The organism is Streptomyces adelaidensis (assembly GCF_016598475.1).
GTDB classification, from domain to species: Bacteria; Actinomycetota; Actinomycetes; order Streptomycetales; family Streptomycetaceae; genus Streptomyces; species Streptomyces adelaidensis.
The window spans coordinates 1-21,013 of sequence record NZ_JAEMUX010000021.1 but is presented as its reverse complement, the minus strand read 5'-3'; the positions used below and the strand labels follow the sequence as shown (position 1 = coordinate 21,013).

Genomic DNA, 21,013 nt, shown 5'->3' with positions numbered 1-21,013 from the left:
CAAGGACGAAGAGCTGAGGAGCTGACGGTCAGATCAGGGCGGCGGCCTCCGCCAGGGTGAGGGCGGCGGCCTCCGCCAGGGTGAGGGCGGCGGCCTCCGCCAGGGTGAGGGCGCCGCCCTCGGCGTACGCCGTCTCGTACGCCGCGTCGTCCAGTGCGGCCCGGGTCGCGGCCTCGGCCTGGGCGCGGCTCTCGACCTCCATCGGGCTGGAGAAGTGGCCGGGCGGCAGCAGTGCGTCGGCGGCGCCGAGGAGGCGGGCGGCGTCCTCGGCGCGGGCGCCGTCGTCGACGGCCGCCGTGGCGAGGGCCGCGGTGACGAGATGGACGGTGGGCATGTGGGGCGTGACCGCGAGGGCCAGCGGGTCCATCGTCCGTTCCATCGCCCGCACATCAGCTCCAGCGCCGACTCGTGCCGCCCGGCCACCGTCTCCAGCCAGCTCTCGATGCCGAGGACGAACCCGGCGAAAAGTACGAAGCTGGCGGCCTGGAAGTCCTCGCGGAGCAGCCTGATCTGTTCCCGGGCCTCGTCGGCGCGGCCTGTGCGGCCGAGGCGGATCGCGAGGAAGAGGCGGGCCGCGGGCATGGCCTCGTGGACGGCACGGCGGCCGTCCGCCAACACGTCGACCAGCATCTTCTCGCCCCGCTCGGCGTCGCCGCCCTCCATGAGCACGCTGCCCAGACGGACGCTGAGGATGCCCAACTGGGCGTGGGCGCCCAGCCGTTCGGCGTACTCGATGGCCTGCTCGAAGGTGGCCGCGGCCCGCTCGAACTCGCCCTGCCGCTCCAGTGCCTCACCGCGCGCCGAGAGTGCCTCGGCGGCGCCACAGGCGTCGCCGAGGCGGTCGAAGAGCTCCAGTGACTCATCGGCGTCGCGAGTGGCGTCGCCCGCCCAGTCGCTGCGGTTGGCGAGGATGTTGGCCCGCAGTTGCAGGGCCTGCGCCAGCTCCCAGGTCATGCCGAGGGCGCGGGCGGTGGTGACGTTCGCGTCGACGACCTCGCGCACCCGGTCCATGTCACCGCAGAGCAGTACGGCGTAGAACCACATGAAGCCGGGGAAGCGGCAGGTCTGCGGCTGGCCGGGGCGGTAGGTCCGGCTCATGACCTGGAGCCTCTCCCTGGCCTCCGGGGTCTCCCAGAGCGACAACTCGACGTCCATGCAGGCCAGATGGATGAGATGCACCCCGCGCCGGGCCTCGGCGAGGAGGACGGGACGCATCGGCGGCGAGCCGGCGACGGGGTTCTCCCGCAGGTCCGGGACGGGGCGCGCGGGCGGGGCGAAGGGGTTCGGGCCGAGCTCCTTGACCTGGGTGGACCAGTGCCGGGCCTCTGTCTTCAGGCCCCGCATCTGCCAGTACCAGGCCAGCGACAGCGTCAGACAGAGCGCCTCCTGCTCGTCCCGCTCGGCGACGGCGTGCCGGAGGGCGGTACGGATGTTCTCGTACTCCAGCTCGAACAGCTCGATCGCCGCGCGCTGGGCGGCGCCGCGCAGTAACGGGTCGGTGGTGCGGGCGAGTTCGCGGTAGTACGTGAGGTGCGCGCGTTCGGCGGCGGGGCGGGTGCCCGTCTCGTCGAGCCGTTCGCCGGCGTACTCGACGACCGTCTCCAGGAGGCGGTAGCGCATCTCGGTGCCTGCCGCGGGGGCGGCCACCACCAGGGACTTGTCCACGAGTGAGCCGAGGGCTTCCAGCGCGGCGGGGCCGCAGACGGCCTCGGCGGCGGCCAGGTCGCAGCCGCCGGCGAAGACCGACAGCCGGCGCAGGACGTAGCGTTCGTCCTCGTCGAGCAGCTCCCAGGACCAGTCGACCACGGCGCGCAGCGTCTGCTGGCGGGGCAGGACGGTGCGGCTGCCGGAGGTGAGCAGGCGGAAGCGGTTGTCGAGCCGGTCGGCTATCTGGCGGGGCGTCAGCATCCGTAGCCGGGCGGCCGCCAACTCGATCGCGAGCGGAAGTCCGTCGAGGCGGCGGCAGATCTCGGCGGCGGCCTCGGGGTCGGCGGCGATGGTGAAGCCCGGGCGGGCGGCCGCGCCTCGGTCGGCGAGCAGGCGCAGGGCGTGGGGTTCGGTGAGGGGTTCCACCGGGCACAGCGACTCCCCCGGTACGCCGAGGGGTTCGCGGCTCGTGGCCAGGACGGTCAGCGCCGGGCAGCGTTGGAGGAGGTGTTCGACGAGGTGGGCGGCGGCGTCCACGACGTGTTCGCAGTTGTCGAGGATCAGGAGCATGCGGCGTCTGGCGCAGTGTTCGGCGAGGCGGGCCAGGGGGTCGTCGTGGCGGTCGGCCGCGACGCGCATCTCTTCGGCGCCGGCGCCGCGTAGGACTGTCTCGCGGGCGCCCAGGGCGGTGAGGACGGCCTCGGGGACGTTCTCGGGGTCGTCCACAGGGGCGAGTTCGGCCAGCCAGACGCCGTCCGGCATGGCGGTGGCGACTGCCTCGCCGACCTCTTGGGAGAGGCGGGTTTTGCCTGCGCCGCCTGGGCCCAGGAGGGTGACCAGGCGGGTGGTCGTGAGGTCGTGGCGGAGGGTGGTGATGTCTGTGTCGCGGCCTACGAAGGAGGTCAGGCGCGTGCGGAGGTTGCCCAGGGGGCGGGTTGGGTGGAGGTCTGGTTGCTGGTGCGGGTTCGGGTGCGGATCGGGATTTTCGCCCCCGCCGCCCCTACCCGTCCCATCCCAGGGGGCTGCGCCCCCGGGCCCCCGCCGGGGCTCATGGTCGGCTGCGGGTTTGTGGGGGGTGCGTAAGGCTCGTAGGCGGAGGGCCTGGAGGGGTTCGTCGAGGGGGTGGGTTTCGCAGAGGGCGGTGAGGGTGGGGAGGGCGGAATCGGCTTGGCCGAGGGTGAGGGCGGCCGTCAGGCGGGTGCGGTGGGCGTCGAGGCGGCGGGTCTCCCAGCGGGCGGCCTCGGCGGTGCGGTCGGGGAGGTCCGCGAGGGGCGGGCCGTATCAGAGGGCGAGGGCGGCGTCGAGGACGTCGGCGGCCCGGGCCGGCTCACCGTCGGCGAGGGCCCGGGTGCCCTCGTCCGCGAGGCGTTCGAAGTGGTGCAGGTCGATGTCGTCCCGGACGGCCGCGAGCCGGTAGCCGCCGTTCACCGACTCCACCGCGTCCGGGCCGAGCGTCCGGCGCAGCCACCCAACGAGCGCCTGGAGCGCGCCGGGCGCGTCGGCGGGTGGGTCGCCTGCCCAGACCTCGTCGACCAGCGCGGCCGCGGGCACCGTACGCCCCGGCCGCAGCGCGAGCACGGTCAGCAGGGCGCGCAGGCGGGCGCCGCCGAGCGGGACGGGGGTGCCGTCGGCGTGCAGGGCCTGTGTGGTGCCGAGGATGCGGTAGCGCACGGGGCCATTCTCGCTCGCCTGGTGGTCCTAAAGGACTTCCCCTTGCGGCACCAGGAACCAGAGGGCTAACCAATGAAACTCTCAGTGGCTTAGATACAAATATGCTAGCCTTCGATGCCATGAGAAGATCCCCGAGGGCACTCATCACCATCCGGCTGACTGTCCGGACCGAATCGACGACCAGCCCTGAGCGGCAGATCGAAGAATGCAGGTCCTTCTGTGAGCTGCGCGGCTGGGAGGTCGTCGGTGTCGCCAGAGATCTCTCTGTCTCCGCCACCGCTGTGCCGCCGTGGGAGCGTCCGGAACTCTCCCTCTGGCTCGACGAACGCGCCCCTGAATTCGACGTCATCGTCTTCTGGCGACTCGATCGGTTCGTTCGCCGAGTCGGTGACTTGCACCAGATGATCGAGTGGGCAGAGACTCATGGAGGCAAGGGGCTCGTATCCGCCACCGAACCGTTCGACCTCACGAGTCCGACGGGCAAGGCGGCAGCCACCATGATCGCCACATTCGCCCAGATGGAGGCCCACGCTGCGGCCGAGCGGGTCGCCTCAGCGCGTGCGCACCTGCTCATCTCCACACGGTGGGGCGGCAGTTCACCACCGTTCGGCTACCGCACATACGCGAGAGACGGCGCCCGCTACTTGGAGGTCAATCCGGAGACAGCGGATGTCGTCCGGGAAGCCTCTCGACGCGTCATCGAGGGCGAACCGGTCAACGCCGTCTGCCGGGACTTCGAGGAGCGGGGGGTACCTGCGCCTGCGGACACGTATCAGCGCAACAAGTCAGGCAAGGACTTCGCCTGGTATCCCCGCACACTGAAGGGAATCCTCACCTCGCCCACCCTGCTCGGCTGGAAGACACGCAGCGAAGATGTTCCCGGCAAGAAGTACAAGAAGCGCGTCCTGGTTCACGATGAGGAGGGCCGTCCCGTCCGTGTAGCCGAAGGAGTGCTGGACCAAGAGACCTTCGACCACCTTCAGAACGTCCTGGCCGATTCCGCCTCCCCGGCCGGCCGACGTTCCTCGACACCCAGGACCCCGCTCCTCAACGTGATCAAGTGTGGCGGGTGCGGCAAGAACCTTCAGCTGCACACAACCAGGAAGCGGCGCGCGGACGGTACATACCGGGTCACCGCAAAGATCCGCTGCCTTTCGCGTGTCGGCTCCCCAGCATGCCCCGGCTACGCGTTTTCACCCGACGAAGACGTCGTCACCCCGATCCTGGCCATGCTGGTCCAGGCGATCGGAGACGCACCTGTCGCCCGCCGCGAATACGTCCCGCGAGCCAGGAGCAGGAGTGAGTCGAGTCACCCGCCCTACGAAGTCGATGAGGATCACTGGCAGTTCGTGCCACTTGGTGCAACCTTCGCCGAGCGGTGGCGCACCATGGGGATCGCAGAGATCGGCGAGGACCTGATCCACGGCGGCATCACGGTCAGATGTCACCCACGAGAACGCGGCGGCCATGTTCCGGAGATCCCCGAAGACTTCCAGAAGCGGCTTGCCAAGTTCCTGGTGTAGCCGGGGCCCCGCGGCAGGGGGCACGTGCTCCGGTCGAGAATCAACTCGGGAGACTGACTGCCTCGCGAGACGTTGTCCCCATGTTCACCATCACGGTCGAAGTTCCTCACCCATGTCGACTGCCACGCACCAGGAGTCCTGTCCATGACCATCACCTCTCGCACCAGCGACCAGCGGATCAGCCCGGTCTTTCTCGGGATCGCCGCCGTCACAGCGGTCACCGGGTGGGCGGTGTGGACGGGCTTCGCATCGGCTCCGGGGCTTGCCGTCTTTCTCTTTGTCACCTCGGCCTGGGTGGTCTCTCTCTGTCTGCACGAGTACGCACACGCCCGCACCGCGTTGCACGGGGGCGACATCACCGTTGGCTCGAAGGGCTACCTGAGCCTCAATCCTCTCGCCTATACCCACGCCCTGCTCAGCATCGTGCTGCCCGTCGTCTTCGTGATCATGGGCGGTATCGGTCTGCCCGGTGGCGCGGTCTTCATCGAGCGTGGCCGTATCCAGGGCCGCTGGAAGCACAGCCTGATCTCGGCGGCGGGCCCGCTGACGAACGTGCTGTTCGCGGCGGTCTGCACCGCGCCGTTCTGGCTGGGCGTGACGGACGGGGTGCCGGCGACCTTCCTGTTCGCCCTCGCCTTCCTGGCGATGCTCCAGGTCACGGCCGCGCTCCTGAACTTCCTGCCGGTGCCCGGCCTGGACGGCTACGGCGTCATCGAGCCCTGGCTGTCGTACAAGATCCGCCGCCAGGTGGAGCCGCTCGCGCCGTTCGGTCTGCTGCTCGTCTTCGCGGTGCTGTGGATCCCGGACGTCAACGCCGTGTTCTTCGACGCCATCGACGCCCTCATGCGCGGCCTCGGCGTCCGCGACCCGCTCTCCGACTGCGGCTACTGGCTGTACCGCTTCTGGCGCGAGGACAGCGATGTGTGTCTGACGGCGATGGGGCTCAGCGGCTGAGGAGGACTGGGCCGGGGATCAGCCCGCCGTGGGCCGGCGCTCCGCCTTCGCGCGGCGGGCGTAGTACCACGTCATGTTGGACGACAGTCCGGCCATCAGCACCCAGACCACACCCAGCCAGCTGCCCCGGGCGAAGGAGACCACGGCCGCGGTGACCGCTAGGAGACAGACGACGAGTGCGTAGACGGCGAGGCGGGGCATGGGGGTCGGCTCCTGACAGGACGGTCGGACGAGGTCGTACGAGAGGTACGAGCAGTACGAGGTCGTACGAGCAGTACGAGGTCGTACGGCGTCCAGTGTCCCCCATGCCCGAGGGCGCCTCATACGTCGGTGAGCCGGATTCCCGCGTGGGCCTTGTAGCGGCGGTTCACGGAGATCAGGTTGGCGACCAGGGCCTCGACCTGGTGGGCATTGCGCAGCCGGCCCGCGAAGACGCCGCGCATCCCGGGGATACGGCCCGCCAGCGCCTGCACGATCTCGACATCGGCGCGCACCTCACCGAGCACCATCACATCCGTGTCGATCTCCTCGGTCTCCGGGTCCTCGAGGAGTACGGCGGAGAGGTGGTGGAAGGCCGCGGTGACCCGTGAGTCGGGCAGCAGGGCGGCGGCCTGCTGCGCGGCGCTGCCCTCCTCCGGCTTCAGCGCGTAGGCGCCCTGCTTGTCGAAGCCGAGCGGGTTGACGCAGTCGACGACGAGCTTGCCGGCCAGTTCCTCGCGCAGCGATTCGAGGGTCTTGCCGTGTCCGTCCCACGGCACGGCGACGATCACGATGTCGCTGCGGCGCGCGGTCTCCGCGTTGTCGGCGCCCTCGACCCCGTACCCGAGTTCCTCGGCGGCGGCCCGCGCGCGGTCGGCGGCCCGCGAACCGATGATCACCTTCTGCCCGGCCTTGGCGAGCCGGTACGCCAGGCCCTTGCCCTGCGGGCCCGTCCCGCCGAGGACGCCGACGACGAGCCCCGACACGTCCGGCAGGTCCCAGGGGTCCTTGGCCGGGGCCTTCGCGGTGGGCTGCTGTGCACTGTCCGTAGAGGTCATGGGCCGACTTTACGTGCGCGACCGTCGCGGGTGGCGGTCAGGTGAGCGCGGTCACGGAGATCACACGGCGTACGAGCCGTGGCAGCTCGCGGCGCACCTCGTCGGCGCGGCGGCCGGTTCGCGGCGCCCGCGTGACCGTCTCTCCCGGCCGGCGACCGCCTCACCGCCCCACCACCGGCCTGCTGGTGGCCCGAGAGAAAAGCGGTTGCTCTGAGGGTGGGGGCGGCTGAGCATGGGCCGTCGTGACCTCTTCCAACGATGCCGCCCCGGCTCCCGCCGCTCCCCCGGCCCCCCGGCGGTTCGCCCTGCTGCCCGATCTCGCGCCCTGGCGGGCTTCCCGCGACTTCCGGCGGTTGTGGGTGGCGGGGCTGATCACCAACTTCGGGAGTTTTCTGACCTTCGTCGCACTGCCCGTGCAGATGAAGGAGCTGACCGGGTCGGTCGTGGCGGTCGGGGCGATCGGGGCCGTCGAACTCGTACCGCTGATCGTCTTCGGGCTGTACGGCGGGGCGCTCGCGGACGCGTGGGACAAGCGGGCGCTGATCGTGTGGAGCGAGGTCGGGCAGGGGGTGCTGTGTGCGGGGCTTCTGGTGAACGCGTTGCTGCCGGAGCCGCTGGTGTGGCCGTTGTACCTGGTCGCCGCGCTGTCGTCCGCGCTGGTCGCGGTCCAGCGGCCGGCTCTGGACTCCATCGTCCCCCGTATCGTCCCGCACGAGCACCTGCCGGCCGCCGCCTCGCTCAACTCGCTCCGCTGGACCGTGGGCGGGGTCGCGGCGCCGGCCCTGGCGGGCGTCGTCGTGGCGTACGCCGGGCTCGGCTGGGCCTACGCGGCGGACCTCGCGACCTTTGTGGTGTCCGTCGTGCTGGCGGTGGGGCTGGCGCCCTCACCGGCCTCGCACGAGGCGGCGAGGCCTTCGTTGCGGTCCATCGCGGAGGGGGCGCGGTACGCGTGGAGCCGTAAGGAGTTGCTGGGTACCTACGCCGTCGATCTCGCCGCGATGTTTCTCGCGATGCCGTTGGCTCTGTTGCCGTTTCTCGCGGACGAGTTGGACGCGGAGTGGTCGCTCGGGCTGATGTACGCGGCGTTGCCGGCCGGGTCGTTGCTGGTGACGTTGACGAGTGGGTGGACGTCTCGGGTGCATCGGCATGGGCGGATGGTGGTGCTGGCGGCGGCGTTGTGGGGGCTGTCCGTGGTGGCGGCGGGGGTGGTGCGTGAGGTGTGGCTCGTGTTGGCGTTTCTGGTTCTGGGGGGCGCGTTCGACATGGTGAGCGGGATTTTCCGGGCGGCGATGTGGAACCAGACAATTCCTGATGAGCTGCGGGGGCGGCTTGCCGGGATCGAGTTGTTGTCCTACTCGGTCGGGCCTCAGCTCGGGCAGGTGCGGGCGGGATCCATGGCGGCGTGGACGTCTGTGCGGGCGTCGGTGTGGGCCGGTGGGGTTTTGTGTGTGGGGGCGGTAGGGGTGTTGGCGGTGTGTCTGCCTCGGTTGATGTCGTACGACGTGCGGACGAATGAGCATGCGGTGCGGTTGCGGGAGCGGCGGGGTGGGGTGGGGTGAGCGCGCCGTCTGTGTCTGCGGGTGGGTGGCTCCGGCCGTTTTGGTTACCCACCCGCTCCGCCCGTGACTCCCAGGTGACAGGTGCGGGTCGCCCGTGCGGGCGGGGCGGCGTCGGCCGCTGCCGGTTGTGGCTCCGGCCGATTCCTCGCCCACCCGCTCCGCCCATTACTCCCGAGCGACACGTGGGGTCTCCCGCGGGGGCCGGTCTGCGTCGGCCGCTGCCGGTTGTGGCTCCGGCCGATTCCTCGCCCACCCGCTCCGCCCATTACTCCCGAGCGACACGTGCGGGTCTCCCGTCTGGGGCGCGCGCCGTTGACGGGTGCGGGGGCCCACCCTGCCTGGTGGGGCGGGTGGGCCGGGGGGCCGCTCGGGGGTTCAGTCGTCGTCCGGGCCCGTGGCCGTCGGGGTGTCGTGCCAGCGGGGGTCGGTCTCCCATTCCGTGTTGCGTTCGCGGGCGGTTTCCATCGCCTGGGTGGCGTCCTGCCGGGAGGCGTAGGGACCCATCCGGTCCTTGCCCGGGCACTCGGGGCCTTCCTCGACCTTCTTGTGCTCCAGGCAGTAGAACCACTCGCCGGGCTTGCCGGCCGTGCGCCGCTTGAACAAGGGCATGACGTGAGCTCCTTTCACCGCCGATCGCGACGGATCGCCACCGACATGGTCCCCCACCCGCGCTGGTTAAACTCGCTGACATGTCTGGCCAGTCGCTGCTCGCACCGGGGAAGCTCTCCCCCACCCGAACCGTCCCGGGAAACATCCGCCGACCCGAGTACGTGGGCAAGCCCGCCCCGACTCCGTACACCGGACCGGAGGTGCAGACGCCCGAGACGATCGAGGCGATGCGGATCGCCGGCCGGATCGCGGCGCGGGCCATGGCCGAGGCGGCCAAGCACATCGCTCCCGGTGTCACCACGGACGAACTGGACCGGGTCGCGCACGAGTACATGTGCGACTACGGGGCCTATCCGTCGACGCTCGGCTACCGCGGCTTCCCCAAGTCGCTGTGCACCTCGGTCAACGAAGTCATCTGCCACGGAATCCCCGACTCGACCGTCCTGCGCGACGGCGACATCGTCAACCTCGACGTGACGGCGTACATCGGCGGCGTCCACGGCGACAACAACGCCACCTACCTGGTGGGCGAGGTGGACGAGGAGTCGTCACTCCTCGTCGAGCGGACCCGGGAGTCCCTCGCCCGCGCCATCAAGGCGGTCAGGCCCGGGCGGCAGATCAACATCATCGGGCGGGTCATCGAGTCGTACGCCAAGCGGTTCGGATACGGGGTCGTCCGGGACTTCACGGGGCACGGGATCAACTCGTCGTTCCACTCCGGGCTGATCGTCCCGCACTACGACTCCCCGCACGCCACGACGGTGATCCAGCCCGGGATGACGTTCACGATCGAGCCGATGCTCACGCTCGGGTCGCACGACTACGACATGTGGGACGACGGCTGGACGGTCGTCACCAAGGACCTCAGGCGCACGGCCCAGTTCGAGCACACGCTGGTCGTGACGGAGACCGGCACGGAGATTCTCACGCTGCCGTAGCCGTGTCCGGCCACATGGACCACATATGAGCACCCGAGACAGCCCGCCCCGGCCTCTGCCGTGCGGCGGGCTTTTTCTTGTGCCGATTCCAGGTGGGGCCGGTGGGGATCCAGGGTACGGTTTTACCGACAGGCAGTCGGGAACCTGTTGACTTAGGTAAGCCTAACCATAGAAAATAGGCGTCAGCTTCTCGTCTTCCTCACTTCGGCACCGGAGGCCCTCATGAACGCGATGACAGCGTCGGACACGGACGCCACGGCGTTCTCCACGCTCATCCGCACCGCTTCGCACGAGCAGCACACCGAGGCGGAGACCACGACGTTCATGGGCGACATGCTGGGCGGCAAACTGGGTGTCGCGGCGTACACGCGGTACACCGAGCAGCTGTGGTTCGTGTACGAGGCGCTGGAGAGCGCCGCGCCCGCGCTGGCCGACGACCCGGTCGCCGGGCCGTTCATCCAGCCCGAGCTGATGCGGCTGGCCGCGCTGGAGCGGGACCTGGAGCATCTGCGCGGCCCCGGCTGGCGCTCGACACTCACCGCGCTGCCGGCGACCGAGGCGTACGCGGCCCGGGTCGCCGAGTGCGCGCGTACCTGGCCCGGCGGGTATGTGGCCCACCACTACACGCGGTATCTCGGTGACCTCTCCGGAGGCCAGATCATCCGCGACCGGGCCGAGAAGACGTGGGGCTTCGCCAAGAAGGGGGACGGCGTTCGCTTCTATGTGTTCGAGGGGATCGCCAACCCGGCGGCGTTCAAGCGGGGGTATCGGGGGCTGCTGGATCGGGTGCGGGCGGACGATCTGGAGAAGCAGCGGATCGTGAGTGAGTGCAAGCGGGCGTTCTCGCTCAACACGGCGGTGTTTCTCGGGCTGGGTGAGGAGTTCCCTCTCAGCGCGTAGACGCTGCGCCGGCTGAGCGGATGGGCTGGGTCGCTCGGGGTCGGTGGTTCGCTGCGGGTGGGTGGGGGCTGGTCGCGCAGTTCCCCGCGCCCCTCAAAAACGTGGGGCGCCCTCGCTTGAACAGCACCCGACGTCCAGGGCTCGGCACCCAACTCCCAGCGCGCCCGGCGTTCAGTTCTCACCCCTCAGCGCTCCAGGAACACCCGCCCCCCGACCTCCACCCACCCATGCGGTTGCGGAGCCGTCAGGAGTTGGGAGCCCGCACCCTGGGTGATGTTCAGGGCGCGGCCCAGCTGGGCCGTCAGTTGGAGTGCGGCGGCGCCCGTGGCCTCGTCCTCGTCGATGCCGTCGTCGCGGCCGGGGAAGGCTCGGGCGCGGATACGGCCGGCGGCCTCGTCCTCCCAGGCCCAGGCGTAGATCCACTCGCCGGGCGGCGGGACGCTCAGGTCGTCGACCTCCGCGGCGGAGGCGTACTTGCGGAAGGTGCGGGGCGGGGCCCACTCCGGTACGGCCTCGATCCAGCTGAACTCGCCGTCCAGCCGGGCCCCGACCAGCCCGGCCGGGGTGAGCAGTTCGGGTACGTCGAGCAGCCAGGCGGTGCCGACGCAGGGGTGGCCCGCGAAGGGCAGGCGCAGGGTGGGGGTGTAGATGTCGATGACACCGCGCTCGGGGTCGTCCACGAACACCGTCTCGCTGAAGCCGAGTTTGGCGGCGAACGCCTGGCGGTCGGCGTGGTCGGGCATGACGGAGCCCTCGCGCACGACGCCCAGTTCGTTGCCGTATCCGCCACGTGGGCCGCAGAAGACCCGCAGCACGTCGAAGTCAGTCACTCCCGCATTGAAACATCACTCGGGCCGCGCGGTCGTCCCAGGTCATCGCACCGCCGGGCGCCGGCCAGGTACCGGCACACACAGAGGTAAGCCTAGGAGAGGACCAATGACCGTACTGGACAAGGCGGTTGAGCCCGCCGAGCCGGTTGAGCCGGAGAGATCCGGTGGGGCGGTCGAGGGAGGGGCGGCCGGGCGGCGGGCAGGGGGCGGCGGATCGCGGCCCGTCGCACCCGGCCGCCGGCGCGCCCCCTTCCTCCTCACCACCGGTCTCGTCGTCGCCCTGTTCGTTCTCGTCCCCGTGGCCGGGGGGCTCGGGGCGTATCCCATCCCCACCGGTGACGTGATCTCCTCAGTCGCCCATCGGATCGGGCTCGGCGGTGCGGAGCTCGCGCGGGTCCCCGAGTCGGTGCTGTGGAACGTGCGGTTCCCTCGGATCGTGCTGGCGTTGCTGATCGGCGCGTCGCTCGGGTGTGCGGGGGCGCTGATGCAGGGCATCTTCGGGAACCCGCTGGCGGAGCCGAGTGTCATCGGTGTCTCGCTGGGCGCGGCGGTGGGGGCGGTCGCGACGATCGCGTTCGGGATCACGTTCCTCGGGAACTGGACGGTCTCGGTGTTCGCGTTCGTCGCGGGGCTGATCACCGTCTTCGTCGTGTACGCGATGTCCCGGTCGGGCGGCCGTACGGAGGTGGTGACGCTGATCCTGACGGGTATCGCGGTGAACGCGTTCGCGGGCGCCACGATCGGTCTGTTCATCTTCCTGGCGGAGGACACCGCGGCCGTCAACCAGATCACGTTCTGGCAGCTGGGCTCGCTCGCGCAGTCGACCTGGCCGAAGGTGCTGGCCGTGCTGCCGTGTGCGGTCGTCGGGCTGGCCGTGTCCCCGTTCTACGCGCGGAAACTGGACCTCCTCGCCCTGGGCGAGCGCCCGGCACGGCATCTCGGGGTGGATGTGGAGCGGCTGCGGGTCGTGCTGATCCTGGTCGTCGCGCTGCTCACCGCCGCCGCCGTGAGTGTGTCGGGGGTCATCGGTTTCGTCGGGCTCGTCGTCCCGCATCTGCTGCGCATGGCGGCCGGGCCGGGGCACCGGTTCCTGATCCCGGGAAGTGCGCTCGCCGGGGCGGTCGTGCTGCTGGCGGCGGACCTCGCGGCCCGCACGATCGTCCAGCCGGCCGAGCTGCCCCTCGGTGTCCTCACCGCCCTGATCGGCAGCCCGTTCTTCTTCTGGCTGCTGCGCAGGACCCGTCGCAAGCAGGGAGGCTGGGCATGAGTTCCACGCCGGGTACGAAGTCCAAGCCGGGTACGAAGTCCAAGCCGGGTACGAAGTCCAAGCTGAGCACGGGGTCACTGCGAGGGCTCCTCAGGGGGCGTCTGGGCTCGGGCGCCCCCACTCCGCCGCCCCCGGCCACCGCGGGTGACGTGCTCGTCGAGGCCGCGGACATCACGGTCCGCCTCGGCTCCCGCGAGGTCCTGCGCGGTGTGTCCGTCGCCGCCCGCGCGGGTGAGGTGCTCGCCCTCGTCGGGCCCAACGGGGCGGGGAAGTCGACCCTGTTGGGGGCGCTGGCCGCCGATCTGCCGGTCGACGGCGGGGTCGTACGGGTGCACGGGCGGCCGGTCGAGGAGTGGTCCGCGCCCGAACTGGCGCTGCGGCGGGCGGTGTTGCCCCAGTCGGCGGCGCTGTCGTTCCCGTTCACGGTGGAGGAGGTCGTACGGATGGGGCGGGCGCCGTGGGCGCGGCAGCCGGAGGTGTACGAGGAGGACTCCGATGACACGGCGGTGGCGGAGGCGATGGCGGTCACGGAGGTCACCGGGTTCGCGGCCCGGCCCTTCGCCGCGCTCAGCGGGGGCGAGCGGGCCCGGGTGGCGCTGGCGCGGGTGCTCGCCCAGCGGGCCCCGCTGTTGATGCTCGACGAGCCGACGGCCGCGCTGGACCTGCGCCATCAGGAGCTGGTGCTGCGGGTGTGCCGGGCGCGGGCGCGGGCCGGGGACGCGGTGGTCGTCGTCCTGCACGATCTGGGGCTGGCGGCGGCGTACGCGGACCGGGTGGCCGTGTTGCGGAACGGGCGGATCGCGGCGGACGGGCCGCCGGCCGGGGTCTTCGAGGAGGGGCTGCTGTCGGACGTCTACCGGCAGCCGGTCGAGGTGTTCCCGCATCCGCGGACGGGTGATGTCCTGATCACACCGAAACGGGGTTCTTGATCACCGAATGGGGTTCTTGACCGGCTCTTGACTGGACCATGGGGTCTGTTTTGAGCCACCGTGATGCGGTCGTGCTCGTCCGGCGCCGATCAGGGGGATTCACTGGATACACGGAAAAAGGTTAGGTAAGCCTCAGGTAACCTCGGGCGGCCTGACCTTCTCTGTGTGTCCCCTGTGCACTCTCTTGGAGCCGAAATGCGACCCCTCAGACTGTCCGTCGTCACCGCCGCCATGACCGTGGCGGCTTTGACCGCCGTCACCGGTTGCACCGAGAAGAGCAGCGCGGGCGCGGACGGGGTCGTCGCGGTGACCGCGACCGACACCAAGTGCGAGGTGTCGAAGAAGGAGTTCCCGGCGGGGCACGTCGAGCTGGACATCGAGAACAAGGGTTCCAAGGTCACCGAGGTCTATCTCCTCTTCCCGGACGACCGGGTGGTCACCGAGCGCGAGAACATCGGCCCCGGCACCAAGCAGAAGGTCACCGCCGAGGTGAAGGCGGGCGAGTACCGGATCGCCTGCAAGCCCGGTATGAAGGGCGACGGCATACGCCAGGACGTCACGGCCACCGGCTCCGGCAAGGTCGCGAAGCGCGACCCGAGGCTCGACAAGGCCGTCGCCTCCTACCGCAAGTACGCGCAGGAGCAGGCCGACGCGACCCTCCCGCTGGTGAAGGTGTTCACCGAGGCCGTCAAGGACGGGGACGTCGAGGCCGCGAAGAAGGCGTACGCGCCCTCCCGTATCGGCTGGGAGCGCACCGAGCCGGTCGCCGAGTCCTTCGGTGACATCGACCCGTTGGTCGACCTGCGCGAGGACGGCCTGGAGGAGGGCCAGGATCTGGAGAAGGACTGGACCGGCTGGCACCGTCTGGAGCGCTCGCTCTGGCAGGACGGCAAGCTCACCGCCCGGGACTCGGAGCTGGCCGACCAGCTGGTGACCGACCTGGAGGACTGGCAGAACCGGGTCGGCAAGGCCGAGATCACCCCGACCTCGATGGCCAACGGCGCCAAGGAACTCCTCGACGAGGTCGCCACCGGCAAGGTCACCGGTGAGGAGGAGCGCTACTCGCACACCGACCTCGTCGACTTCAAGGCGAACGTCGAGGGCGCCGAGGAGTCGTACGAGCTGCTGAAGTCCGTCGCCGCCGAGAACGACCCGGCGCTGACCGAGGAACTCGACAAGCAGTTCGCGGCGCTGAACACGCTCCTCGACAAGTACCGCCCGGACACGACGGGTTACGACTTCGTCTCCTACGACAAGGTCGGCAAGGCCGATCGCAAGGAGCTGTCGGACGCGGTGAACGCGCTCGCCGAGCCGCTCTCGCAGCTCGCGGCAGCCGTGGTGAAGTGACGATGACCACCGAGGACTCCAGCGACGCCGGTATCCCCGCCGGCTCCGGTAACCCGGGTAGCTCGGCCAACTCCCCTGCCCCCTCCAGGCGTTCGCTCATCGGCTGGGGCGGTGCCGGGCTCGCGCTCGGTGCCGCCGCGGCCGGCGGCGCTGTCGCCGTGGCGGGCACCGGCGACAGTGCCGCCCCGGCCGCCGGGGCGGGGGTCGCCTTCCACGGCGCGCACCAGGCGGGTATCGCGACGCCCGTGCAGGACCGGCTGCACTTCGCCGCGTTCGACGTGAAGACCGACGACCGCGCCGAGTTCGTGGCGATGCTGAAGGACTGGACGGCGGCCGCGCGCCGGATGACCGCCGGGAAGGCGGTCGGCGAGGGCGCGTACGGCGGTCTGGCGGAGGCTCCGCCGGACGACACCGGTGAGGCGCTGGGGCTGAAGCCGTCCCGGCTGACGCTGACGATCGGCTTCGGGCCGTCGCTGTTCGACAGGTTCGGGCTGGCGGGGCAGCGGCCCGAGGCGCTGGTGGAGCTGCCGCAGTTCGCGGGCGACAACCTGGACAGGGTCCGCAGCGGTGGCGATCTGTGCGTGCAGGCCTGCGCGGACGATCCGCAGGTCGCGGTGCACGCCATCCGCAACCTCGCCCGTATCGGCTTCGGCAAGGTGTCCGTGCGCTGGTCGCAGCTCGGCTTCGGCAAGACCTCCTCGACCACACCCGAGGCGCAGACCCCGCGCAACCTCTTGGGGTTCAAGGACGGCACCCGCAACATCGCGGGCACGGAGACGGCCCGGCTGAAGAAGTTCGTGTGGGTGGGCGAGAAGGACGTCGACGAGAACTCGGCGTGGATGACCGGTGGTTCGTATCTCGTGGCCCGGCGCATCCGGATGCACATCGAGCCCTGGGACCGGACCTCGCTGCAGGAGCAGGAGGACATCTTCGGCCGTGACAAGGGCGAGGGCGCCCCGGTGGGCAAGGCGAAGGAGCGGGACGAGCCGTTCCTGAAGGCGATGCTGCCGGACGCGCACGTACGGCTCGCGCACCCCGACTCCAACCACGGGGCGACCCTGCTGCGGCGCGGCTACTCCTTCACCGACGGCACGGACGGCCTCGGCCGCCTGGACGCGGGCCTGTTCTTCCTCGCGTACCAGCGGGACGTGCGGACGGGGTTCATCCCGGTCCAGCGCAATCTCGCCACGGACGCGCTCAACGAGTACATCCAGCACGTGGGTTCGGCGCTCTTCGCGGTCCCGCCCGGCGTCCGGGACGCGGACGACTGGTGGGGCCGGGCGCTGTTCACGTCGAAGGGGGCCTAGGCCGTGTTCGCGAACTATCTGATCGGTCTGCGGGAGGGCCTGGAGGCCAGTCTCGTCGTCTGCATCCTCATCGCCTATCTGGTGAAGACCGGCCGCCGGGACGCGCTGAAGCCCATCTGGATCGGCATCGGGGTCGCCGTCGGCCTGGCCCTCGCCTTCGGCTGCGTGCTCGAATTCGGCTCCCAGGAGCTGACGTTCAAGGCACAGGAGGCGCTCGGCGGCTCGCTGTCGATCATCGCGGTGTGTCTGGTGACGTGGATGGTCTTCTGGATGCGGCGCACGGCCCGGCATCTGAAGGCCGACCTGCACGGCAGGCTGGACGCGGCCCTCCGGATGGGCACGGGCGCGCTGGTGGCGACCGCGTTCCTGGCGGTGGGCCGGGAGGGCCTGGAGACCTCGCTGTTCGTGTGGACGTCGGTGCGGGCCTCCAGCGACGGCACCGAGGGCCCGCTGATCGGTGTGCTGCTGGGCCTGTCGACGGCGGTCGCGCTCGGCTGGCTGTTCTACCGGGGCGCCCTGCGCATCAACCTCGCCAAGTTCTTCACCTGGACCGGCGGCATGCTGGTCGTGGTCGCGGCGGGCGTCCTCGCGTACGGCTTCCACGACCTCCAGGAGGCCGACTTCCTGCCCGGCCTGACGGACAAGGCGTTCGACATCACGGGGACGATCCCGCCGGACAGCTGGTACGGCACCCTCCTGAAGGGCGTCTTCAACTTCCAGCCCGACCCGACGGTCCTCCAAGTCACGGTCTGGCTCCTCTATCTGGTCCCGACGCTCGCCCTGTTCCTCGCCCCGGTAGGGTTCGCCTCCGGGAAGGGGAAGGTGAAGATTCCTGATGAGCAGGGTTCGCGGGGCTCTGAGCCCACGGAGGTTTCGTGAGGTTCGTCCGGTCCGTACGCGCGGGAGGTTCCTCCGTACGCGCGGGAGGTTCCTCCGTACGCGCGGGAGGTTCCTCGGACTTCGTTCGTACGGCCGCGGCGCGCTGCTGACGACGGCGGTGACCGCGCTGTCGTTGACGGCGAGCGGGTGTGTGGTGGTCCGGGGCGACCTGGAGATCGTCGCCACGGCGACACAGTCGGAGGCGGCGCGTGCGCTGACGGACTTCACCACCGCGTACAACAAGGCGGACAAGGCGTACGACCAGTCCCTGGACGCCCCCCGGGTGACCGGCGCCCTCGCCGACATCGACGGCGGCAAGCTCCGCTCGGGCGCGAAGATCAACCCGGGTGGCAACCCCAGCCATGTGGCGCTGAAGCTGACCGACGTCAAGTACACGATCCCGGAGAAGGCGGCCTGGCCGCGCTGGTTCGTGGCCGACGCCACCGCCAACAAGGGCCGCTCCACGGACCGTTGGCTGTTCGTCTTCACCCGGGACGGTCTGACCGACCTGTGGGAGGTGTCCTTCCTCACGATCATGGCCGCCTCCGACGTGCCCGAGTTCAAGAAGGACGAGAACGGCTGGGCCCAGGTGGTCCAGCCCGACGACGCCGAACTCTCCGTCACCCCCGAGGAACTGCCCGACCGGTACGTGACGTATCTGCAGCAGGACAGCGCTCTCTTCGCGGACGGGCCGTACACCTCCGAGGAGCGCTCCAAGCGGCAGCAGAACGCGGTGAAGCCGGGGCTTGCGCGGCAGTACATCGACGAGGCCCTCACCAACGGCGACTACGCGCCGGTCGGGCTGCGCACCACGGACGGCGGGGCGCTGGTCTTCTTCACCACCCGGCACTACGAGAAGCAGACCGCCGCGCAGGGGGTGGACATCCCCGTCGACGACGCGGCTGTGAAGGCCCTGATGACGGGTGAGCCGAAGGAGTCCCTGACGCTGGAGTTCGTCTCCAACCAGGCGGTTCTCGATCCGGCGAAGACGGAGTCGGACCAGCAGGTGAAGTTCCTGAGCCAGGTGGGCGGGCTGACCGGGGCGAAGGGCGAGTAACTCCCCGGGAGGCTCAGCCGCGCGCGGGCCAGGCCGCGTTCGCGTGGTCCGGCCCCTCGCCCACGTGGCGGGAGCAGGCGTCGGTGAGGATCTCCAGCAGGGTCAGCGGGTCCGGCAGCGGGTGCTCGGGGCCGCGCACCCAGTGGACGGCGAGGTCGCCGGGGAGCCGGGCCGGCGGTACCAGGACGTAGGACCCCCGGCAGTGCCAACGCAGGCCCGGATGCTCGTCCATGGTCTCCGGATGGCAGTCCAGCTCGCAGGGCCACCACTCGTCCTCGACCTCGGGCGTACCGCGGGTGAGGGTGAAGAAGAGGAGCCGGCCGTCGTCGGACTCGGACTCCGACTCGGCGACGGGGCCCACCTCGATCCCAGCGGCGAGCAGCCGCTCCAGGGCTTCCTGCCCCGCGGCGAGCGGCACGTCGAGCACGTCGTGGACCATGCCGGTCGCGGTGATGAAGTTGGTCCGCGGCTGCTGCCGGGCCCACCGCTCGACCTGGGCGCGGTCGGTGGTGGACTGCGTCTGCCAGGCGAAGGACACCGGGTGCCGGGCGGGGGTGGGACAGCCGACGCGGTCGCAGGAACACCGGTAGTCCGAGGGGTACGCGGCGGGCGCGAGCGGGAGTCCGGCAGCGGCGGCGGCGAGCAGCAGCGCCTCACGGCCGGCGTCGTCGGCGGCCTCGTCGAGCGGGCGGCTGGTGCGACGGGCGCGCAGCCACCCGGAGATCCCGCCCTGCCGACCGGTACGGCCACCGAACGTCGCGCTCATCTATCGCCTCGCCTCGCTGTGGTGCGGACAGCATGCCTCCATGGTCCCACCATCCTGCGCCCCGGGGGGCCAGAGCCCACATCCGGGGTAGGTGGGGCGATGCCGGGGTGCGGACAGGGATGGTGGGCTATTACATGTTTTTACGGGTTTTATGGTCTGCCCATCAGCCCCACCTGGTCGGTTTGGTCACACTCGGGCAGCGGGTCGACCCGGCTCAGCGGGGCGCGAGGCCGTACAGGGCGTACTCGACGAGGGCGTCCGTGTACTCGTACGAGATGGGCCCCGTGTACTGGAGCCACCGCTGGGCGAGCGGTGAGACGAAGAGTTCCAGGGCGATGCGCGGGTCGATGTCGGGGCGTACCGCGCCTTGTTCCTGGGCGGCGCGCAGGCGCTTCACGTACAACTGGAGTTGGGGTTCGAGGAGCTTGCCGACGAACTCGGTGCCGAGTTCCCGGTTGACCACGCCCTCGGCCGCCAGGGCTCGGGAGGGGATCTCGAACCTGGGGTCGAGCAGTTCGTCCACCGTGGCCCGCAGGACCGCCTTGAGGTCGGCCTCCAGGTCACCGGTGTCCGGGATCTCGTACTCCGCCTGCTCACCGATGGCCTCGGGCCGGGCCGCGGCCTCCGCCGCCTGCGCGCTCAGGTCGATGAACGCCTCCAGCAGCACCTCCGCCTTCGAGGACCACCAGCGGTAGATCGTCTGCTTCCCCACGCCGGCGCGGGCCGCGATGCCCTCGATGGTCGTCTTCTGGTATCCGGCCTCGGAGACGAGTGCGAGGGCGGCGTCATAGATGGCGCGGCGGGACTTCTCGCTGCGCCGGGTGGAATCAGGGGCGGTGTTCTTGGCCATGGGCTCGAATTTACCAGTTGACAAGACGTTGCGTCTCGCCTGATGGTGGTGGACGTAGGCGAGACGAACCGTATCGCCACATCCGGCCCTCCCGGGCGACCCAACAACTTACGGAGACCCCATGTCGCGAGGCGGATCAGGAAGCATGCTGGGAGTGGGCGGCGCCCGCCGGAACCTCGGCCGCAAGGCCCTCCGCGGCTCCCACCCGAGCGGCCACATCGGCGGCGGCCTCGACCCCCGGGCCCAGAAGCGGGAGCTGCTGCGCAAGCTCCAGGAGAAGCGTGCGGGGGCGGAAGCGCGGACGGAGCCGGGGACAGGGACGGAGGGGGAGGGTACGACCGGCGAGACGTCATGAACCGGACCGGAGCGGGGGCCCCCCGCCGTAGCCACCCCTTCTCGGGAGGGGGCTTCGGCGGGGCGGAACCGCCGCGCACGCGCGCGGCGGTTCCGACGATCATCCGGCCAGCTCCAGCACCCCCACCGTCTGGTCCCCGCTCACCTCTCCCGTCGGGCGGAAGCCGAGGCCGAGATAGAAGGCCTCCGGGCCGTCCGCGCCCGGGTGCCAGGTGACGAAGAGGCGGGTGCCGCCGCGGCGGCGGATCTCGGCGGCCACGGACTCGACGGCGAAGCGGCCGTAGCCCCGGCCCTGTTCCCCGGCCGCGATGTTGAGGCGCCAGAGGCCGGAGCGGATGTCGGTCCCGGTTCCGTCGCCCTTCCAGTCGAAGTCGAGGAAGGCCATCAGGAAGCCGACGGCGCGGTCGCCGTCCCGGATCAGCCGGGGCCAGGCGACGCCCGGGTGAACGTACGCCTCGGCGAGGGACTTCACGACCGGGTCGACCAGGTGTTCCTGATCGGGGCGGACGCGGACGCCGATCGCGGCGTCGAGGTTGGCGGCGGTCATCTCGTCCAGGTGCGGTGCGGTTGACATGATCGACGACTTAGT

At 70.6% G+C, this 21,013-nt stretch carries 19 protein-coding genes and 1 pseudogene; 12 read left to right on the top strand and 8 right to left on the bottom strand.

Features of this window, described 5'->3' with window-relative positions; genetic code table 11:
• Nucleotides 1–28 precede the first annotated feature (28 nt).
• A pseudogene (locus tag I8N67_RS14745) lies at nt 29–3,318 on the bottom strand (AfsR/SARP family transcriptional regulator).
• A 101-nt stretch (nt 3,319–3,419) separates the two neighbouring features.
• Here I8N67_RS14745 and I8N67_RS14740 point away from each other — a divergent pair.
• Entirely contained in the window at nt 3,420–4,841 is a 1,422-nt protein-coding gene (locus tag I8N67_RS14740; RefSeq protein WP_234045713.1) for a recombinase family protein, read from the top strand.
• Between the two features lie 144 nt (nt 4,842–4,985).
• Nucleotides 4,986–5,795 carry a site-2 protease family protein gene (locus I8N67_RS14735; protein ID WP_200303533.1) on the top strand — a complete coding sequence of 270 codons (810 nt, stop codon included), beginning with the start codon at nt 4,986–4,988 and terminating at the stop codon, nt 5,793–5,795.
• Between the two features lie 18 nt (nt 5,796–5,813).
• Here I8N67_RS14735 and I8N67_RS14730 read toward each other — a convergent pair whose 3' ends face one another.
• Nucleotides 5,814–5,996 carry a hypothetical protein gene (locus tag I8N67_RS14730; protein WP_200303532.1) on the bottom strand — a complete coding sequence of 61 codons (183 nt, stop codon included), beginning with the start codon at nt 5,994–5,996 and terminating at the stop codon, nt 5,814–5,816.
• A 119-nt stretch (nt 5,997–6,115) separates the two neighbouring features.
• On the bottom strand, nt 6,116–6,832 hold the full coding sequence (gene npdG, locus I8N67_RS14725) for an NADPH-dependent F420 reductase (RefSeq protein ID WP_200303531.1): 717 nt from the start codon (nt 6,830–6,832) through the stop codon (nt 6,116–6,118).
• Between the two features lie 242 nt (nt 6,833–7,074).
• Between npdG and I8N67_RS14720 the strand changes: the two genes are divergently transcribed.
• The gene (locus I8N67_RS14720; protein WP_307835243.1) at nt 7,075–8,391 is read left to right on the top strand and encodes an MFS transporter; all 1,317 of its coding nucleotides are present in this window, start codon (nt 7,075–7,077) and stop codon (nt 8,389–8,391) included.
• Between the two features lie 375 nt (nt 8,392–8,766).
• Here I8N67_RS14720 and I8N67_RS14715 read toward each other — a convergent pair whose 3' ends face one another.
• A complete protein-coding gene (locus I8N67_RS14715; protein ID WP_200303530.1) occupies nt 8,767–9,000 on the bottom strand; it encodes a hypothetical protein in 234 nt (77 codons plus the stop codon).
• A gap of 80 nt (nt 9,001–9,080) precedes the next feature.
• On the opposite strand from I8N67_RS14715, the gene map reads away from it, so the two are divergent.
• Complete coding sequence (gene map, locus I8N67_RS14710) at nt 9,081–9,938, top strand: type I methionyl aminopeptidase (RefSeq protein ID WP_200303529.1); 858 nt, start codon at nt 9,081–9,083, stop codon at nt 9,936–9,938.
• Between the two features lie 222 nt (nt 9,939–10,160).
• Complete coding sequence (locus I8N67_RS14705; protein WP_372443708.1) at nt 10,161–10,838, top strand: biliverdin-producing heme oxygenase; 678 nt, start codon at nt 10,161–10,163, stop codon at nt 10,836–10,838.
• 185 nt (nt 10,839–11,023) lie between these two features.
• On the opposite strand, the gene I8N67_RS14700 is transcribed toward I8N67_RS14705, so the two are convergent.
• Nucleotides 11,024–11,668: a PhzF family phenazine biosynthesis protein gene (locus I8N67_RS14700; protein WP_200303528.1), complete on the bottom strand. Its 645-nt coding sequence runs from the start codon at nt 11,666–11,668 to the stop codon at nt 11,024–11,026.
• A 106-nt stretch (nt 11,669–11,774) separates the two neighbouring features.
• On the opposite strand from I8N67_RS14700, the gene I8N67_RS14695 reads away from it, so the two are divergent.
• The 6 genes from I8N67_RS14695 (at nt 11,775) to I8N67_RS14670 (ending at nt 18,454) form a co-directional block, all read left to right on the top strand.
• Nucleotides 11,775–12,935, top strand: a complete 1,161-nt coding sequence (locus tag I8N67_RS14695) for a FecCD family ABC transporter permease (protein ID WP_200303527.1) — start codon at nt 11,775–11,777, stop codon at nt 12,933–12,935.
• A gap of 77 nt (nt 12,936–13,012) precedes the next feature.
• Nucleotides 13,013–13,864, top strand: coding sequence for a heme ABC transporter ATP-binding protein (locus I8N67_RS14690; RefSeq protein ID WP_372443712.1), 852 nt, complete (start codon nt 13,013–13,015; stop codon nt 13,862–13,864).
• A 195-nt stretch (nt 13,865–14,059) separates the two neighbouring features.
• Nucleotides 14,060–15,211, top strand: coding sequence for an iron uptake system protein EfeO (efeO, locus tag I8N67_RS14685; RefSeq protein ID WP_200303525.1), 1,152 nt, complete (start codon nt 14,060–14,062; stop codon nt 15,209–15,211).
• Nucleotides 15,212–15,213: 2 nt separating this feature from the next.
• Nucleotides 15,214–16,518 (top strand): iron uptake transporter deferrochelatase/peroxidase subunit, encoded by a 1,305-nt coding sequence (efeB, locus tag I8N67_RS14680; RefSeq protein ID WP_234045712.1) that lies wholly within the window; start codon nt 15,214–15,216, stop codon nt 16,516–16,518.
• Between the two features lie 3 nt (nt 16,519–16,521).
• A complete protein-coding gene (gene efeU / locus I8N67_RS14675) occupies nt 16,522–17,397 on the top strand; it encodes an iron uptake transporter permease EfeU (protein ID WP_200303524.1) in 876 nt (291 codons plus the stop codon).
• Nucleotides 17,354–18,454: an SCO2278 family lipoprotein gene (locus tag I8N67_RS14670; protein ID WP_200303523.1), complete on the top strand. Its 1,101-nt coding sequence runs from the start codon at nt 17,354–17,356 to the stop codon at nt 18,452–18,454. The genes efeU and I8N67_RS14670 overlap by 44 nt, the downstream gene beginning before the upstream one ends.
• 13 nt (nt 18,455–18,467) lie before the next feature.
• Here the strand turns inward: I8N67_RS14670 and I8N67_RS14665 are convergent, their stop codons facing one another.
• Both I8N67_RS14665 and I8N67_RS14660 read right to left on the bottom strand, forming a co-directional pair.
• A complete protein-coding gene (locus I8N67_RS14665; protein ID WP_200303522.1) occupies nt 18,468–19,220 on the bottom strand; it encodes a bifunctional DNA primase/polymerase in 753 nt (250 codons plus the stop codon).
• Nucleotides 19,221–19,434: 214 nt separating this feature from the next.
• Nucleotides 19,435–20,070 (bottom strand): TetR/AcrR family transcriptional regulator, encoded by a 636-nt coding sequence (locus I8N67_RS14660; RefSeq protein WP_200303521.1) that lies wholly within the window; start codon nt 20,068–20,070, stop codon nt 19,435–19,437.
• Between the two features lie 145 nt (nt 20,071–20,215).
• On the opposite strand from I8N67_RS14660, the gene I8N67_RS14655 reads away from it, so the two are divergent.
• Nucleotides 20,216–20,425, top strand: coding sequence for a DUF6243 family protein (locus I8N67_RS14655; RefSeq protein ID WP_200303520.1), 210 nt, complete (start codon nt 20,216–20,218; stop codon nt 20,423–20,425).
• Between the two features lie 99 nt (nt 20,426–20,524).
• Here the strand turns inward: I8N67_RS14655 and I8N67_RS14650 are convergent, their stop codons facing one another.
• Nucleotides 20,525–20,998, bottom strand: a complete 474-nt coding sequence (locus I8N67_RS14650) for a GNAT family N-acetyltransferase (RefSeq protein WP_200303519.1) — start codon at nt 20,996–20,998, stop codon at nt 20,525–20,527.
• Nucleotides 20,999–21,013 lie beyond the last annotated feature (15 nt).